Origin of the sequence: Agrobacterium sp. MCAB5 (assembly GCF_052114365.1) — a bacterium.
Lineage (GTDB): Bacteria > Pseudomonadota > Alphaproteobacteria > Rhizobiales > Rhizobiaceae > Agrobacterium > Agrobacterium tumefaciens.
Genome location: NZ_JBFREP010000011.1, coordinates 54,594 through 69,123, shown reverse-complemented (window position 1 = coordinate 69,123; position 14,530 = coordinate 54,594). Strand labels below are relative to the sequence as shown.

At 59.3% G+C, this 14,530-nt stretch carries 15 protein-coding genes and 2 pseudogenes; 12 read left to right on the top strand and 5 right to left on the bottom strand.

Features of this window, described 5'->3' with window-relative positions; translation table 11 throughout:
• Positions 1-2 precede the first annotated feature (2 nt).
• The 4 genes from AB4Z23_RS21690 to bioB are packed head-to-tail and all read right to left on the bottom strand — an operon-like array spanning position 3 to position 4,091.
• On the bottom strand, positions 3-1,316 hold the full coding sequence (locus AB4Z23_RS21690) for an adenosylmethionine--8-amino-7-oxononanoate transaminase (RefSeq protein WP_035199882.1): 1,314 nt from the start codon (positions 1,314-1,316) through the stop codon (positions 3-5).
• Entirely contained in the window at positions 1,313-1,951 is a 639-nt protein-coding gene (gene bioD, locus AB4Z23_RS21685; protein ID WP_035199880.1) for a dethiobiotin synthase, read from the bottom strand. The genes AB4Z23_RS21690 and bioD overlap by 4 nt, the downstream gene beginning before the upstream one ends.
• Positions 1,948-3,090: an 8-amino-7-oxononanoate synthase gene (locus tag AB4Z23_RS21680; RefSeq protein ID WP_035199877.1), complete on the bottom strand. Its 1,143-nt coding sequence runs from the start codon at positions 3,088-3,090 to the stop codon at positions 1,948-1,950. The genes bioD and AB4Z23_RS21680 overlap by 4 nt, the downstream gene beginning before the upstream one ends.
• Complete coding sequence (gene bioB, locus AB4Z23_RS21675; RefSeq protein WP_376940448.1) at positions 3,087-4,091, bottom strand: biotin synthase BioB; 1,005 nt, start codon at positions 4,089-4,091, stop codon at positions 3,087-3,089. Before bioB ends, AB4Z23_RS21680 begins: the two co-directional genes overlap by 4 nt.
• 238 nt (positions 4,092-4,329) lie before the next feature.
• Here bioB and AB4Z23_RS21670 point away from each other — a divergent pair, with 238 nt between their 5' ends.
• The 9 genes and pseudogenes from AB4Z23_RS21670 to AB4Z23_RS21630 all read left to right on the top strand — a co-directional run bounded on the left by AB4Z23_RS21670 (position 4,330) and on the right by AB4Z23_RS21630 (position 10,227).
• Complete coding sequence (locus AB4Z23_RS21670) at positions 4,330-4,776, top strand: acetyltransferase (protein ID WP_441360759.1); 447 nt, start codon at positions 4,330-4,332, stop codon at positions 4,774-4,776.
• 105 nt (positions 4,777-4,881) lie between these two features.
• A pseudogene (locus tag AB4Z23_RS21665) lies at positions 4,882-5,445 on the top strand (AraC family ligand binding domain-containing protein); the annotation flags it as partial.
• Positions 5,439-5,756 (top strand): annotated as a pseudogene (locus AB4Z23_RS21660) (hypothetical protein); the annotation flags it as partial. The pseudogenes AB4Z23_RS21665 and AB4Z23_RS21660, both read left to right, overlap by 7 nt.
• A gap of 88 nt (positions 5,757-5,844) precedes the next feature.
• Entirely contained in the window at positions 5,845-6,258 is a 414-nt protein-coding gene (locus AB4Z23_RS21655; RefSeq protein WP_035199873.1) for a hypothetical protein, read from the top strand.
• An 87-nt stretch (positions 6,259-6,345) separates the two neighbouring features.
• Positions 6,346-6,576 (top strand): hypothetical protein, encoded by a 231-nt coding sequence (locus tag AB4Z23_RS21650; protein WP_019566580.1) that lies wholly within the window; start codon positions 6,346-6,348, stop codon positions 6,574-6,576.
• Positions 6,573-8,036 carry a TolC family protein gene (locus tag AB4Z23_RS21645; protein ID WP_035199871.1) on the top strand — a complete coding sequence of 488 codons (1,464 nt, stop codon included), beginning with the start codon at positions 6,573-6,575 and terminating at the stop codon, positions 8,034-8,036. Before AB4Z23_RS21650 ends, AB4Z23_RS21645 begins: the two co-directional genes overlap by 4 nt.
• A gap of 14 nt (positions 8,037-8,050) precedes the next feature.
• A complete protein-coding gene (locus tag AB4Z23_RS21640) occupies positions 8,051-9,400 on the top strand; it encodes a multicopper oxidase family protein (RefSeq protein WP_004431584.1) in 1,350 nt (449 codons plus the stop codon).
• Between the two features lie 41 nt (positions 9,401-9,441).
• Positions 9,442-9,918: a cupredoxin domain-containing protein gene (locus AB4Z23_RS21635; RefSeq protein WP_004431582.1), complete on the top strand. Its 477-nt coding sequence runs from the start codon at positions 9,442-9,444 to the stop codon at positions 9,916-9,918.
• A gap of 24 nt (positions 9,919-9,942) precedes the next feature.
• A complete protein-coding gene (locus AB4Z23_RS21630) occupies positions 9,943-10,227 on the top strand; it encodes a copper-binding protein (protein ID WP_004431579.1) in 285 nt (94 codons plus the stop codon).
• 140 nt (positions 10,228-10,367) lie between these two features.
• On the opposite strand, the gene AB4Z23_RS21625 is transcribed toward AB4Z23_RS21630, so the two are convergent.
• Positions 10,368-11,153 carry a phosphatase PAP2 family protein gene (locus AB4Z23_RS21625; protein WP_035199869.1) on the bottom strand — a complete coding sequence of 262 codons (786 nt, stop codon included), beginning with the start codon at positions 11,151-11,153 and terminating at the stop codon, positions 10,368-10,370.
• A 170-nt stretch (positions 11,154-11,323) separates the two neighbouring features.
• On the opposite strand from AB4Z23_RS21625, the gene AB4Z23_RS21620 reads away from it, so the two are divergent.
• The 3 genes from AB4Z23_RS21620 to AB4Z23_RS21610 all read left to right on the top strand — a co-directional run bounded on the left by AB4Z23_RS21620 (position 11,324) and on the right by AB4Z23_RS21610 (position 14,524).
• Positions 11,324-12,022, top strand: a complete 699-nt coding sequence (locus AB4Z23_RS21620; RefSeq protein WP_004431575.1) for a response regulator — start codon at positions 11,324-11,326, stop codon at positions 12,020-12,022.
• Positions 12,019-13,176: an ATP-binding protein gene (locus AB4Z23_RS21615; RefSeq protein WP_035199868.1), complete on the top strand. Its 1,158-nt coding sequence runs from the start codon at positions 12,019-12,021 to the stop codon at positions 13,174-13,176. The genes AB4Z23_RS21620 and AB4Z23_RS21615 overlap by 4 nt, the downstream gene beginning before the upstream one ends.
• A 319-nt stretch (positions 13,177-13,495) precedes the next feature.
• Positions 13,496-14,524 (top strand): ketopantoate reductase family protein, encoded by a 1,029-nt coding sequence (locus tag AB4Z23_RS21610; RefSeq protein WP_035199867.1) that lies wholly within the window; start codon positions 13,496-13,498, stop codon positions 14,522-14,524.
• Positions 14,525-14,530 lie beyond the last annotated feature (6 nt).

Below are 14,530 nucleotides of genomic sequence, written 5' to 3'. Positions count from 1 at the left end.
TGTCAGGCCTTTCGGAGACGGTTTTTGATCGCGGCCGCGCCGGGTTCTCCCGGAGCGGCTTCAGTCACGATCGAGGCCACTTCGTCCATGGCGTCAAAGGCGCGGGTGAGGTCTTGCGCCGTCGAACAATAGGGCGGCATCAGATAGAGCACATTGCCGAGCGGGCGGATGATGAGCCCGCGCTCGCGGAACAATTGCCGCATGCGTGGCCCCGCCTCCGCGAGATAACCGCCAGAGGGCACGACGAGGTCAAGCGCTGCGATGGTTCCAATCTGGCGCATGTTCGTGAAGCGCCTGTCATCCGCAAATCGCCCGAGATTGTCGCGCAGCACTTCTTGCAGTTGACCGATGCGCTGTACCACTGGCTCATCGCGCCAAACCTGCAGATTGGCGACAGCGGCAGCGCAGGCAATCGGATTGGCGGTGTAGGAACTCGAATGGAAAAAGGTCTTGCGGCGATCGGTCGAGAAGTGCGCGTCGAAGATTTCGCCACTGCACAAGGTCGCTGCCAACGGCAGGGAGCCACCGGTCAGCCCCTTGGAGGTGCACAGAATATCCGGTGAAACTCCCGCCTGCTCGCAGGCGAACATGGTTCCTGTCCGGCCCCAGCCCGTCATCACCTCGTCGGCGATGACAAGGCAACCGTAGCGTTCGGCAATTTGTTTCAGTCCGGCGAGAACTTCCGCGCGGTAAATCTTCATGCCACCGGCACCGAGAATAAGCGGCTCGATCAGCAAGGCGGCGACTCGGCCCAAACGACAAAAGCTCTCGAACATGTCGAGCGTCTCCTGCTCACAATCCGCTTCCGGAAAAGCAAGTCGGTCGACGCCGAATAGCAGTGGTTCATACGCAGCATTGAACACGCCGCGTTCGCCCGTCGACATGGCGCCGATCGTATCACCGTGGTAGCCGTGCTCCATGACCACGATGCGATCTCGCTTTTCACCGCAATTGTGAAAATAACCGAGCGCCATTTTCAGCGCCACTTCCACCGAGGTCGAACCGCTATCGGAATAAAACACATGTTCCAAGCCGGCAGGCGCGAGTTCGATCAGCCCTTTGGCCAGCGTTTCGGCCGGCTCGTGCGAAAACTCGGCGAAAATGATCTGGTCGAAGGTCTCGGTCGCTGCGCGGATGGCGGACATGATTGCCGGGTGCCGGTGGCCGTGAGTGATGACCCACCAGGATGAAATTGCATCGAACAACCGCTGGCCATCCTCATCGACCAGATAGGCGCCCTCCGCCGAGACGATGCGTTTCATCGGCGGTTCCAGCCCGTGCTGGGTGAAAGGATGCCAGACGCGGGAACGGCTCATGCCGGCACCTCCAGGAAATCAGCGAGATCGAATTGTTGAGCGAATGCATCGTGCAGCGCCTCGGCAGTCATCTCCGGTATGCGAGGCAAGCGGCCAAGCGAGCGAACTCGGCCTATATCGGCGATAATGCGCTGATTTTCCCGGTTCTCATCACCGATGAAGACCACGCCGTGCACCGGAATGGCTCTCAGCCGCAGCGCCTCGAGCGACAGCAGCGTGTGGTTGATGGTGCCGAGTGAGGTTCTGGCGCACAGGATCAGCGGAATTCGCCAGCGGGCGAAAATATCGACAAACAGCAATGTGTCGGTCAGCGGCACCAGCAGACCGCCCGCCCCTTCGATCACCAGCGGCCCATCGGTTTCCGGCGGCAGCAAAAGCTCGGGCTCGATCGTGACATTGTCGAAGCGGGCCGAAAGATGCGGTGAGGCCGGCATTTTCAGGCGATAGGCCTCCGGCAGGATGCGCGCGCGCGGCACGCCACCCATCCGCTCCACCACCTCGCTGTCGGTCTCTTCCTCGAGCCCGGATTGCACCGGCTTCCAGTAATGGGCTTGCAATGCGTGAGTAAGCGCCGCAGAAAAAACCGTCTTACCGATACCCGTATCGGTGCCCGAGACGATGAAACGGAGGCTCATCGTTCCTCCTCCATGGCGAAGGCGAGCAGCCCGACCATATCGGCGATCTGGCTTTCCTCGACATTGAGCGTAATGGATATGCGCAGGCGTGCCGTGCCTTCCGGCACCGTTGGCGGGCGGATAGCGCGCACGTCGAAGCCGCCGTCTCGCATACGCGTGGCGATCTTCAGTGCACGCGCATTGTCACCAATCATCACCGGCAATATCTGCGAGCCGCCGGGCGTCACGCCCAGCCCGGATCGTAATTGTTCGCTGGCCAAATTTATCAGTTCTTCCAGACGGATGCGCCGCCAGGGCTCGTCGGCGACGATCCGCAAGGCCTCCCGCACAGCCGCCGCCATCAGCGGTGACGGCGCGGTCGAATAGATGAAACCGCGGGCGCGGTTGGTGAGGTAATCGGCAAGAACCGCAGGCAGACTGATAAGCGCGCCGGAAAGACCAAGCGCCTTGCCGCAGGTGTGCAGCGCCACGACATTACCGCGACCTTCCAGTTCAGCGGCCAGGCCGCGCCCGCCCGGCCCGAACACGCCGGTGGCATGCGCCTCATCGACGACGAGAAAGCCGCCATGTCGCCCGGCGAGGTCGGCAAGGGCCGCAACCGGCGCCCGGTCACCATCCATGGAATAGAGGCTCTCCACCGCGATCCACGGGCGACCTTTGCCGCCCGCCTGCCGCCATCGGTTTATTTCCCGTTCGAATGCCTCAACCTGATTATGCGGCACAGCGACCGCCTTCGCCTTGCCGGCGGCAATGCCGTCATGCACGCTGGCATGGATCAGCGCATCGTAGAGAACGAGGTCGTCCCGCAGCGGCAGTGCGGAAAAAAGTGCGACATTGGCGGCAAATCCGCTACCGAAATAGATCGCCCTCTCAGCGCCGAAAAATACCGCCGCCTCCGTTTCAAGCGCCTCATGTTCGGGATGGTTGCCGCGAAGCAGCCGCGAACCACCGGCACCCACAGGCACGCCGCTCTCGATTGCGTCAGTGATCGCCGCCTTCAGCCGGGGTGCATCGGCAAGCCCGAGATAGTCGTTGGAGGTGAAGTCGATACCCTGCCGGGGCGCTAGCGCCCGCAGGCGCGACTTGCGGTGCAGACCGGCAAGCTTCAGCTCATAGGCGGAGAGCGCCGACGAATTCACCGGGTCTCTCCCGCTTCCGCCGTTTGCAACGCCATCGGCTTCAGGCCCAGCCGCCGGAACAGCGCCGTATCGTGATCTTCCCCCGGATTATCCGCCGTCAGCAGCGTCTCGCCGACGAAGATGGAATTCGCCCCGGCCAGAAAACAGAGCGCCTGCGTCTCATCACTCATTTCGGTACGTCCGGCGGAAAGCCTCACATGCGAACGGGGCATGAGGATGCGCGCAAGCGCAATGGTGCGGACGAAGTCGATCGGATCAACCGGAGCGGCCTTGGCAAGCTTCGAGCCGGGGATCGGGATCAGCATGTTGATCGGCACGCTTTCCGGCGGAACCGGCAGATTAGCAAGGGTTACCAGCATGGAAATACGGTCCTCGACCGTTTCTCCCATGCCGAGAATGCCGCCGGCGCAGACCTTCATGCCGGCATCACGAACATTGGCGAGCGTTTCCAGCCGATCCTCGAAGGTGCGGGTGGTGATGATCTCCGAATAGAACCGCTCCGACGTATCGACGTTGTGATTGTAGTAATCTAGCCCGGCGTGAGCGAGACGTTCGGATTGTTCCGGCGTCAGCATGCCGAGTGTCATGCAGGTTTCCATGCCGAGCGACTTGACGCCTTCGACCATGGCCACCACCGCCTCCATGTCGCGCTCCTTAGGGTTGCGCCACGCCGCCCCCATGCAATAGCGCGTCGCCCCGCCCTCTTTCGCCTTGCGCGCCTCTGCCAGAACTCGCTCCACCTCCATGAGTTTGGAAGCCTTCAGACCTGTTGGATTGCGGGCGGACTGGCTGCAATAACCACAATCCTCCGGGCAGCCGCCGGTCTTGATCGATAAAAGCCGGCTCATCTGGATGGCGTTGGCATCGAAATGGCGACGATGCACCTGCTGCGCCCGGAACAGGAGGTCATTAAATGGTAAATTATAGATAATTTTTGCTTCTTCGAGTGAAGAATCCACTTTGATTGAGGGGACTGGCGCCTGATTTTGTTCAATTTCCATAACAATCTGATCCATCCGGCGATTTTCCCTTCAAATAAATAGATAGAACTTATTTTTATCTATTTTTTTATCGGACCTTTTTGCAAGAACTTTTTTCGAGAAAAACGTCAGTCACCGGAGGTCGAAGAAATATGCGGGGTAAGACTGCGGCGTTTGGCTGCGGGGATTTAGCGAGTGGGAAAACGCCTTGCGGAAAAGACCCATGGCGCAAAAACGCCGCAATTGCTAARGGTGAGGSATGATCACAYTTCGTYCCGCCAACGCTCGCGACACGGCCCGCATCCTTGAAATATGGCGTAAGGCCGTAGACGMTACCCATGATTTTCTTCACAGAGCGGATCGCGCCGCAATCGAGGAAGAAGTGACGGCTTTTCTTCCCGAGGCCGCTTTGATGCTCGCCGTCGATGCGTCGGATAAGCCTCTCGGGTTCATGTTTCTGCATGAAGGGCACATGGAAGCGCTTTTCATCGATCCGGATTATCACGGCAGAGGCATCGGCAAGGCGCTCGTGCAGGCAGCACTTGCCACACACCCCGCGCTGACMACCGATGTCAACGAACAGAATACGCAGGCCATGGGCTTTTATCGCCGGCTCGGKTTCAAGCCGACGGGACGCTCCGACCTCGACGGGCAGGGACGTCCCTATCCGCTCGTCCATCTTGGGTTTSGCGCAACCGAACAATAAGCCGGGGGGACATGGCTCRTCTGGGGGGAGCAAGCCACGAACACCATCATCCGTTTCGCAACCGAGGATTTTCRGCCCGAGCACCGCTTCGACCAATGGCGCGAAGTGCGCGGCAAAAGCCTGTTTGGCGTAACSATCGAGCTTGCGCCGGATCGCCGCCRGGCCTTCAGCGGGTCGTTTCAGGCGCGCTCTGTTGCAGGCGCCGTCGTAAGCGAAATGCGCGCTTCCTCWTACCGGGTCAACCGCACGGAAGCCGATATTGCCCGCATTGCCGGCGACAGCCTCTGCATTGGCTTGCAGGTGAAGGGTTCGGGGTTGCTGCATGCCGGYCGAGACAGGATCCATGCCGTTAGCGGTGGTGATTTCACCATCAACTATTCGGACTTGCCCTATGACGCGATACCGGGCGGTGAGGCGGATTTTCACTACAAGATGCTCAAGATCCCCGTCGACGACGAAGTCATGCTTGGCCGACCGGCCGATGACCTGTTCGCCACGCGTTACGCCGACAAGACCGCCTTCTCCCGGCCGTTCCGGGCGCTCTTCAACGCGCTGAACGGCGAACACAGCAGGCTCATCGATTCCGTGCGCGATGTGACGCATATCGCTCGATTAGCCATAACGGCGCGTGGACGACTTTCGCCTGCAATGCCGGAAGTGCGCGCATCTTCAACTGGTTCGACGCGGGCGGGCTGCTGATGGACCGCCTGATCGCCGGGATCGACTGGGAAAAGCCGACAGAACAGGGCAGACACCTGACGGATGTGAAAACAGCATCGCAACTGGCGGCATCGCTCTCCCTTTCCCGAATCCATGTCAGGCGCAAGCTTGGCGCGGCCGAACTGATCGGCGGCATCGGCTGGAGCGGACGGAAGGGGCGTTCCGCTCTCTGGATCTCCACGGGCTTTTACGAGGAATATGCCCGCATGCAGGCACGTAAACTCCTCATTCTCGACGATGCCTTTATGGAGACAGTGTGAGGTTTAAGAACCGGCAGACGTGCTATTTATTGATGGTTATGAGCGATATCCATTGACAAACTTCAGGACTGCGGCTCTTCTACAGGGCATGCGTGGGATGTTGCGAACATCGAAATTGACGGCACTGCTGTTTCGACTGGTGATGATATTGTCACTGGCGGGATACAGCGTTTCCACCGTCAATGCCGCAATGCATGGTCCCGATACCGCGGAAATGCAGACCACCCAATCCGCCATGATGATGGATCACCGCGCGATGATGGACCATGGCGGTTCGGCCATGATGTCCAGCGACCACCATAATATGGATACGGCAGACCACGACAGCGGCGTCAAAAAGCCCGTGAAGCAGGAATGCTGCAACGATTTCTGTCTCGGCATGGCGGTGCTGATTGCGCATGACGCCCTTGGCGGACCAGTCGTCAATTCCATCCGTTCCTTCCTTGACGACAGCAAGACCGTGGGCCAGATCCCGCTGCTTCACCGTCCACCGAATATCTGAACAGGCAAAGCCCGCCTCTCGGGCAATGATCGTGCGTGAACGGCTTTAGCGCCGTCGCGCCGTTGCATCTCCTGTTCGGAAATTACCATGAACCCTATCTACATCGTGGTTGCAGCGCCCCTTTTGCTGGGCGGCTGCACAGCCACATCCTCGATGAACGAGGCCGCCTCGTATGAAGACGCGACAAACCCGTCGCTCGGCGTCACCCCTCTGCGTTATAAGACACCGGTCACAGGTTACTCGCACCGTGCTCCGGTGGACCCGAAGCCCTGGCGAAACCAGAACGATGCGCAGGCTCCGAAAGGAGACGCATCATGACGCTACGCGTGATCAAACTCACGGCCGTCCTTTCCGTCCCGCTCGTTCTTGGCGGCTGCGTCACGGCCGCCGACTACACCTCGACGAACGCAGGCTTCACCACCGTTTCGGCCAGGGCGACCGAGGCGACAGGAAAGCAGACTGTCTGGATACAGAACCGGGCCGAGGCGCAGGCAACCGCAACCCGCGTCAAATCGCTGATGTCAGCGAAAACAATCGATGTCGAGACGGCAGTTCAGGTCGCGCTCCTCAACAACAAGGGCCTTCAGGCGGCCTATGCCGATCTGGGTGAATCGGCCGCAACCGCCTGGCAATCGACCATGCTGGTCAATCCGAGGGTCGGCATCGGATTGACGGGGATCGGCACTCCGGGGCTCCGGGCCTACAAGGCGATCGAGGGTGTGATCGTCACCAATATTCTGGCACTGGCCACGCTCAAACAGAATGTCGAGATTGCCGATACCGGCTTCCGAAAGGCGCAGCTCGCAGCCGCGCTGAAGACGTTGCAATTGGCGGCAGATACCCGCCGCGCCTGGATCACGGCGGTTGCTGCCTGGGAAAATGTCGGCCAGCTGGCTCAGGCCCAGACAGCCGCGGATGCCGCCTCGGAACTTGCGAGGAGGCTTGGCGAAGCAGGCTCGCTGAACAAGGAAGGCCAGGCTCGCGAGCAGGTCTTCTATGCCGAACTGACCGGCCAGATCGCCAAGGCGCGGCTTGAAGCCCGGCTTGCGAAGGAGGAACTGACAAGGCTGATGGGCCTGTGGGGCGCGGACATAGACTACTCCATCCCCAACCGCCTGCCCCAGCTTCCAAAGGATCTGGCCAAACGTGAGATGATCGAGGCTGAGGCGCTGCAGCGCCGGGTGGATTTGCAGATGGCGAAGCTCGATCTGGAATCGACCGCCCGGTCGTTCAAACTCACAGAAGCCACCCGATACGTTACCGATCTAGAACTTCGTTCCGGCTTCGAGACCGAACGCGAACTTGAAGACGGCGAAAAACACAAACAGACGACCGGCAATGCCGAGCTGGAATTCGTCATTCCGATCTTCGATTCCGGTCGGGCAAGAATGCGGGAATCCGAACTCGCCTATATGCGCGCAGCAAACCTGCTGGCCGAAAAAGCGGTCAATATCCGCTCCGAAGCCCGCTCCGCCTATCAGGCCTATCGCTCGAACTACGACATCGCCCGGCACTATCGCAACAGCGTGGTGCCGCTGCGGACCAAGATCGAGGAGGAGTCGCTGCTGACCTATAACGGCATGCTCACCAACACCTTCGAACTGCTCGCCGACAGCCGCGAAAAGGTCAATTCGAACCTGCTCGCCATCAATGCCAAACGTGACTTCTGGCTCGCGGAAGCCAGCCTTGCGCCCGCCATCTACGGCGGTGGCGCGGGTACGGCAGGCGCGGAGACCGAAGTTGCCGCCACTGGTGGCGGCAGCGGTGGCGGACACTGAGAAAGGAAACGACCATGTTCAATAGAAGAAACTTTCTGGGCGTCGGCGCCGCAATGGTCTCCACGGCGGCCTGGGCAAAGACATCGAATAGCAGCCTRCCGGAAGCAGCCGTGATGGAAACGGCAGCAACGCAAGCCCCCGTCAAGCCCACTACCGGTCCCGATTACAATCCGGTCGTCACCCTCAACGGCTGGACCCTGCCCTTCCGGATGAACAATGGCGTCAAGGAATTCCACCTTGTCGCCGAGCCGGTGGAACGCGAGATGGCGGAGGGCATGACCGCCCGCCTCTGGGGCTATAACGGCCAGTCACCCGGCCCGACCATCGAGGCCGTAGAAGGCGACCGGGTGCGGATTTTCGTGACCAACAAGCTGCCGGAACATACAACGGTCCACTGGCACGGCATGATCCTGCCATCAGGCATGGACGGTGTCGGCGGCCTGTCGCAACCGCATATCCCCGTTGGCAAGACCTTCGTCTACGAGTTCGATCTCGTGAAGTCCGGCACCTTCATGTACCACCCGCATTCAGACGAGATGGTGCAGATGGCGATGGGCATGATGGGCTTTTTCGTGGTCCATCCAAAGGACCCGACCTTCATGCCTGTTGATCGCGACTTCGTGTTCCTGATCAACGCCTTCGACATCAATCCCGGCTCCTACGTTCCGAAAATCATGACCATGACGGACTTCAATCTGTGGTCATGGAACAGCCGGGTATTTCCGGGCATCGATCCGCTGGTGGTCTCCAAGGACGACCGGGTGCGTGTCAGGGTCGGAAACCTGACCATGACCAACCACCCGATCCACATGCACGGTTATGATTTCGAGGTGACGTGCACCGATGGCGGCTGGGTGCGGCCCGAGGCCCGGTGGCCGGAGGTCAGCATCGACATCCCCGTCGGCGCCATGCGGGCCTATGAATTCGACGCCAAATATGTCGGCGACTGGGCGATCCATTGCCACAAGTCGCACCACACGATGAATGCGATGGGACACGATGTCCCGACCTTCATCGGCGTCGACAAGAAGACCGTCACCGAAAAGATCCGCAAGGTGCGGCCGGAATACATGCCGATGGGTACAGCCGGCATGGCCGATATGGGCGCGATGGAGATGGAAATCCCTGAGAACACCGTTCCCATGATGACCGGCTGGGGTCCGCACGGCCCCATCGAAATGGGCGGCATGTTCTCCGTGGTGAAGGTCCGCGAAGGCATCTCCGCGGGCGATTACTCAGATCCCGGCTGGTACCAAAACCCGCCCGGTACCCAGGCCTGGGAATGGACCGGCGACGTGCCGGATACCGAAAAGACCAATGATCCGAAAACACAGATAACGCCGAAACCGATGAAACACGGCTGATCGTGCAGACCATATCCCCACCAGAACCAAGGAAAAATTCGATGACCAGACTGAAACTTGCACTGCTTCTCACCGCTCTTGCCACACCCGCCTTCGCATCGGGCACCCACGGCGGCGGCCATGAAGCGATGGCGATCGGCGAACCCGGCGACAAATCCAAGGTAACCCAGACCATACAGGTCACCATGAAGGAAACGCCTGATGGCAAGATGCTGTTCACGCCCGCCAAGTTCGAATTCAAGAAGGGCAAGACCGTTCGCTTTGCCGTGAAGAATGTCGGCGAGCTGGACCATGAATTCATTCTCGACGAACAGAGCGCAAATCTGGAGCACAAGGCCGCCATGGCAAAGGCCCCGGAGATGGAACACGACAATCCGAACGCAATCAGCCTTGCGCCGGGCGAAAGCGGCGAAATCATCTGGAAATTCACCAATGACGGCATGTTCGAATTCGCCTGCCTGAAGCCCGGACATTACGAGGCCGGCATGCGCGGCGATCTCAAAGTTTCGGCCAAGTAACCAATCGAAAAAAGGAATCTGACCATGAAGACGATCGTTAAAATTACCCTTGCAGCCGCTTTGTTGCTTACAGCCCCCTTTGGCGCATTCGCACAGGAATTCACCAAGGGTACGGTGAAGAAGGTCGACGCCACCGCCAAGAAAGTCACCATCATTCATGAGGAACTGAAGAACCTTGACATGCCCGCCATGACGATGGTGTTCCGAGTCAAGGACGATGCCCTGCTCGCCAAGCTCAAGGAAGGCGCGAACATCGAGTTCATCGCCGAACGTGCGGATGGCAAGCTGGTCGTCGCCCAGGTGAAATAAGGCAGTCACCGTCTGCACATGCCCGTACCAGACCACAGGCACGGGCATGTGCGATTTGAGCAGGCGGCGGACGAACCCCGAACACAAATTTATTGCTCGGGGCATGACCTTTGTTCGGCGCTATGCCGTATTCCCATGAATTAGCGCAGAAACGCAGTGTCGATTGTGTCCGCATGCTTCGTGAACAGCCGATGCAGTGAGAGGAACACGGCGAGCATCAGTGGCCATGCAATCAGGACATCGGAGAGAAAATGTGCGCCCATAGCTGCCCTGTTTAGGGAGCAAAGCACGATGAACGGCATCAAGATCGCCGTGGCGCTCAGGCGGAATTTTTCCGGCAGGAAGATGATGAACGCCAGCAGGGCGATTGCCGACGCGCTTTCGCCGGATGGAAAGGAGCAGTTGCGCGAACAGCTGCCATCGAGGGAAAGAACGGGCGTAAAAAACAAATCCGCCCCGAATTCACTGATATGCCGCGGTCTGGCACGTCCGAACAGGTCTTTCAGCACATGCACGGTCGCACCCGGCCCAAGCGCATAAAAGGTGAGAACAAGTAGCAGTTTGTGAGGGCGGATGGCACGCCGCACGCCGGAGACAAATGGCGTGGCAAGGAGCAGGCAGACAAGCGTGGACAATAAAATGGCGGGAAGTGCGCGGTTCAGATCGCGGACGGAAATCAGGAATTGATCCTCGCCAAGACGAAAACCATCTGTCCAGAACCAGCGACTGGCGTCAAGATCGATATCCGGCCTGACAGTGAAGAAGACCATCATTGCAAGCGTGGTCGAAAGCGCGAGCAGAGATGGGCTGCCGGAAACCCATGCGAAAGTCTGGCGCGCCGTGGGGATGACGGCAAAGCGGAACTTCGGTTTTTCGGGCCGGCCTGGCCATTTCTGTTCGGTCTTATGGGAGAGATACTGGTGCATAGCCAGCTTTCTTCCGTAGAAATGTCAAGGTTCTGCGGAGGAAGTCCCAAGACTGAGAGGAAAAGCGTGCCTGCCGCATCTATCTCGTGAGACGGCTCTTGCCCGGCGCTTTGCGTCGGCTTAGCGTCCCGGCAATAAAGCGGTAATATCAGTAAGTTCGTAAGGTCAGCATGGACAAAGGGCTCATTCTCATCGTCGAAGACGACCCCGACATCATGCAGATTCTGGACGCCTATCTCATTCGTGACGGATACAGAACCGTTAGAGCCGGGGATGGCGAGACGGCCATGACGCATTTCTCCATGCTGCGGCCGGATCTCATTCTTCTCGACATCGGGCTACCGAAGCTCGATGGCATCGATGTGCTGACACGCATACGGCGGGAGCGTGATACACCGATCATCATGGTCACCGCCCTTGCCGAAGATATGGACAAGCTGACCGGTCTGCGCCTGGGTGCCGACGACTACATCGTCAAACCTTTCAACCCGCAGGAAATGGTCGCCCGGGTGAATGCCGTTCTAAAACGCTCGCGTCAGCCAACTGGCGGAGGGATCCTGCGTTTCGGCGCCATCGAAATAGATACCGAAGCTTACATCGCGGCTGTTTGCAGCGATGCGGGACGAACCGTTCTGCCGTTGACGCTCAGCGAATTCAGAATTCTTGCCCATATGACGCGTCGCCCCACCTATGCCTTTCAGCGGGCCGATCTTCTGGATGCCTGCCTGCCGGAAAGCGATGCGCTGGCACGCACGGTCGATACGCACATCGCCAATCTGCGTAAAAAACTGACGGATCACGGTGCTGGCGGTTATCTGGTGTCGGTGCGCAGCATCGGCTACCGGCTTGCCAGGGAGCAGACATCATGAGGTTCCGGCGGCTCCGCCTGCGCACGATGACAGCGATCACAATCACCACAATGCTCATCTTTGCGGTTGCGTTGGTCTATTTCGGCGTTTCCTGGTATTCGGACACCATTGAGGAGCGCATCCTTGCCCAACTGTCGCCTGATGCCGCCAAGGCTTTCTCGGATATTGACCGGGGCGTGATGCCGGATCAGAGCCAGCTTCAGGCCCTTATCGAGGTTTTACCGGGCCTGGAGGACCAGGCAGATAGCGAACTTCTCAAATCGGTGTTCCTCTTTGGATTGCTCGGTGTCTTCCTGTGCAGCTTGCTTGGTTATTTCATCTCCCGGCGCATTGCAGCACCTCTCGGCGAACTTGCCGACGCGGCGCGGCGCATGGCGACCGGCGACTTCAGCGGAGGCGCAAAGATCAAGGCGAGCCGCATCGCCGAAGTCGGATTTCTGGTCGACAGTTTCGAGACTTTGACGCAGGAGCTTCAGATGATGGAGCGCCGGTTGAAGTTCAACACCATGGCGGTAGCCCACGAGCTGCGCACCCCGCTGACCATCCTGCAAGGCCGTTTACACGGCATTGCCGATGACGTCTTTCCGCTCGACAAGCAGGCCATTCGCCACCTCATCGGCCATGTGGAAGGACTTGCGCGTCTCGTCGACGATCTGCGGACGCTTTCGCTGGCAGAAACCAACAGTCTCGTTACGGAGATGCGGCCACTCGATCTCGCTACCGAATGCGCGGCCGTGGCGGAGGCGGCACGGCCTCTTCTCGAAGAGGCAGGAATTCGTCTCGATATGTCGCTGCAGACGGCTCCAATTAGCGGCGACCCTCAACGCCTTCAACAGCTGCTGCTCATCCTGATGGATAATGTACGCCGCTATGCGGCGAGCGGGAAGAGCCTCTTCTGCTCGACCGGAGTCCGGGAAGGACGTCCCTTCATAACAATCGAAGACAAGGGGCCGGGTTTTCCCCCCGGCATCGAGGCACACGGCATCGAACTCTTCTGGCGCACAGAGCCGTCGCGTGCACGTAAGACCGGTGGCACCGGCCTCGGCCTGTCGATTGCTCGAGCGATCGCAAGGGCGCATGACAGCGATTTGCAGATAGATCCGCGACAGGACGGCGGAACCGTCGTCACGGTTCTCTTCAAGGCGGCCTCCTGAAAAATCCCGGCGAGTTGATGCTCTCCCATGCGCGCTGACGGTGTGCTTCGTTGGGGCTTATTCCACGGTTCACCGCGCCAGGACTGCTGTCGGGAATAAGGTGATCGCAAATTTTCCCTACGCCGAATTATTTTCTATAAAATAGATAGAAAAAGAACGACCTGTCTTTCTTGAGGCGCTCCTCATGCCTAGTTTAGCTGTCATCATTGGTCGCCGTCAGGGAGGACCGATGTTGAGCGAAATCCCGTATCGATCCAGCAAACTGCACCGCTGCAATTGATACTGGCGCATTATCGGCCCGGTTGAATTGGAGGAAAAGGTGACACGATACGTTATCATTGGCGCAGGCGCGGTTGGCGCGAGCCTTGCCGCACAGTTCGAGCTTTCCGGCATCAAATATGCTCTGGTCGGACGCGGCGCACAAATTGCCTCCATCATTGAACAGGGGCTGAGCTACCAACGCCCCTCAGGCACGCAGCAAATAAGGCTGAACGCCTTCGACGTATCCGCTCCGCCGGACCTGGCGCCCGACGATATCCTGCTGCTGACCGTCAAAACGCAGGATGCGGCAGCCACTCTGGCAGACTGGTCATGGCGACAGGTATCCGGCGTGGAAGGTCTAACAGCCACGCAGTTGCCGGTGGTTACCTTTCAGAACGGTCTGGCGACGGAAGCGCTGGCGCTCAGGACCTTCGCCAATGTCTACGGCGCCAGTATTCTGACCCCTGCCCGGTTTACACAAACCGGCGCGGTTGCGGCGGCCGGCAATCCGCAGGTCGGCGTGGTCACGATCGGGCGCTTCCCGGCCGGTTCCGACGAAACGGCGAAGGAGATTGCCGCAGACCTCACACGCGCCAATTATCTTGCGGAAACCAGCAGCGATATCCGCCGCTGGAAATCGGCAAAACTGCTTCATAACGTCCGCAATGCGCTGGATCTGTTCGACGGAGAAGACGATCTGCGAGCATCGATCGCCGAAGCGCTGGTCAATGAAGCCCGCCAGACGCTTGAGGTAGCAGGCTACAATCTCGCCTCTCCCTCTGAACGGGCTGTCGATATTTCAGGCTGGAGCATCGCTCAAAACAGCGGCATTCAGCCCGGCCAGCAATCGACCTGGCAGAGCTTTGCCAGAGGCGCTTCCAGCGAGGTCGATTTTCTCAACGGTGAGATTGTGCTGCTCGGCCGTCTGCATAACGTCGCGACACCGTATAACGAGGCTATCCAGTCTCTTGGCGGCAGGCTGGCGCATCAGGGCGGCTTCTCGAGGGCGGTGCCGCTTGACGCGATCCTTTCTTTTGTCGGGCAGCTCCACGAGCGCGACAAAACCGGTCTCGCCGCCGCGCAATGATGCGTG

What these genes read in the sequence shown, in the direction of transcription:
- AB4Z23_RS21635 (WP_004431582.1), top strand. Translation starts at nt 9,442, where the DNA reads ATGACCAGACTGAAACTTGCACTGCTTCTCACCGCTCTTGCCACACCC.
- bioD (WP_035199880.1), bottom strand. Translation starts at nt 1,951, where the DNA reads ATGAGCCTCCGTTTCATCGTCTCGGGCACCGATACGGGTATCGGTAAG.
- AB4Z23_RS21615 (WP_035199868.1), top strand. Translation starts at nt 12,019, where the DNA reads ATGAGGTTCCGGCGGCTCCGCCTGCGCACGATGACAGCGATCACAATC.
- AB4Z23_RS21620 (WP_004431575.1), top strand. Translation starts at nt 11,324, where the DNA reads ATGGACAAAGGGCTCATTCTCATCGTCGAAGACGACCCCGACATCATG.
- AB4Z23_RS21655 (WP_035199873.1), top strand. Translation starts at nt 5,845, where the DNA reads ATGCGTGGGATGTTGCGAACATCGAAATTGACGGCACTGCTGTTTCGA.
- AB4Z23_RS21690 (WP_035199882.1), bottom strand. Translation starts at nt 1,316, where the DNA reads ATGAGCCGTTCCCGCGTCTGGCATCCTTTCACCCAGCACGGGCTGGAA.
- AB4Z23_RS21650 (WP_019566580.1), top strand. Translation starts at nt 6,346, where the DNA reads ATGAACCCTATCTACATCGTGGTTGCAGCGCCCCTTTTGCTGGGCGGC.
- AB4Z23_RS21630 (WP_004431579.1), top strand. Translation starts at nt 9,943, where the DNA reads ATGAAGACGATCGTTAAAATTACCCTTGCAGCCGCTTTGTTGCTTACA.
- AB4Z23_RS21645 (WP_035199871.1), top strand. Translation starts at nt 6,573, where the DNA reads ATGACGCTACGCGTGATCAAACTCACGGCCGTCCTTTCCGTCCCGCTC.
- AB4Z23_RS21625 (WP_035199869.1), bottom strand. Translation starts at nt 11,153, where the DNA reads ATGCACCAGTATCTCTCCCATAAGACCGAACAGAAATGGCCAGGCCGG.
- bioB (WP_376940448.1), bottom strand. Translation starts at nt 4,091, where the DNA reads ATGGAAATTGAACAAAATCAGGCGCCAGTCCCCTCAATCAAAGTGGAT.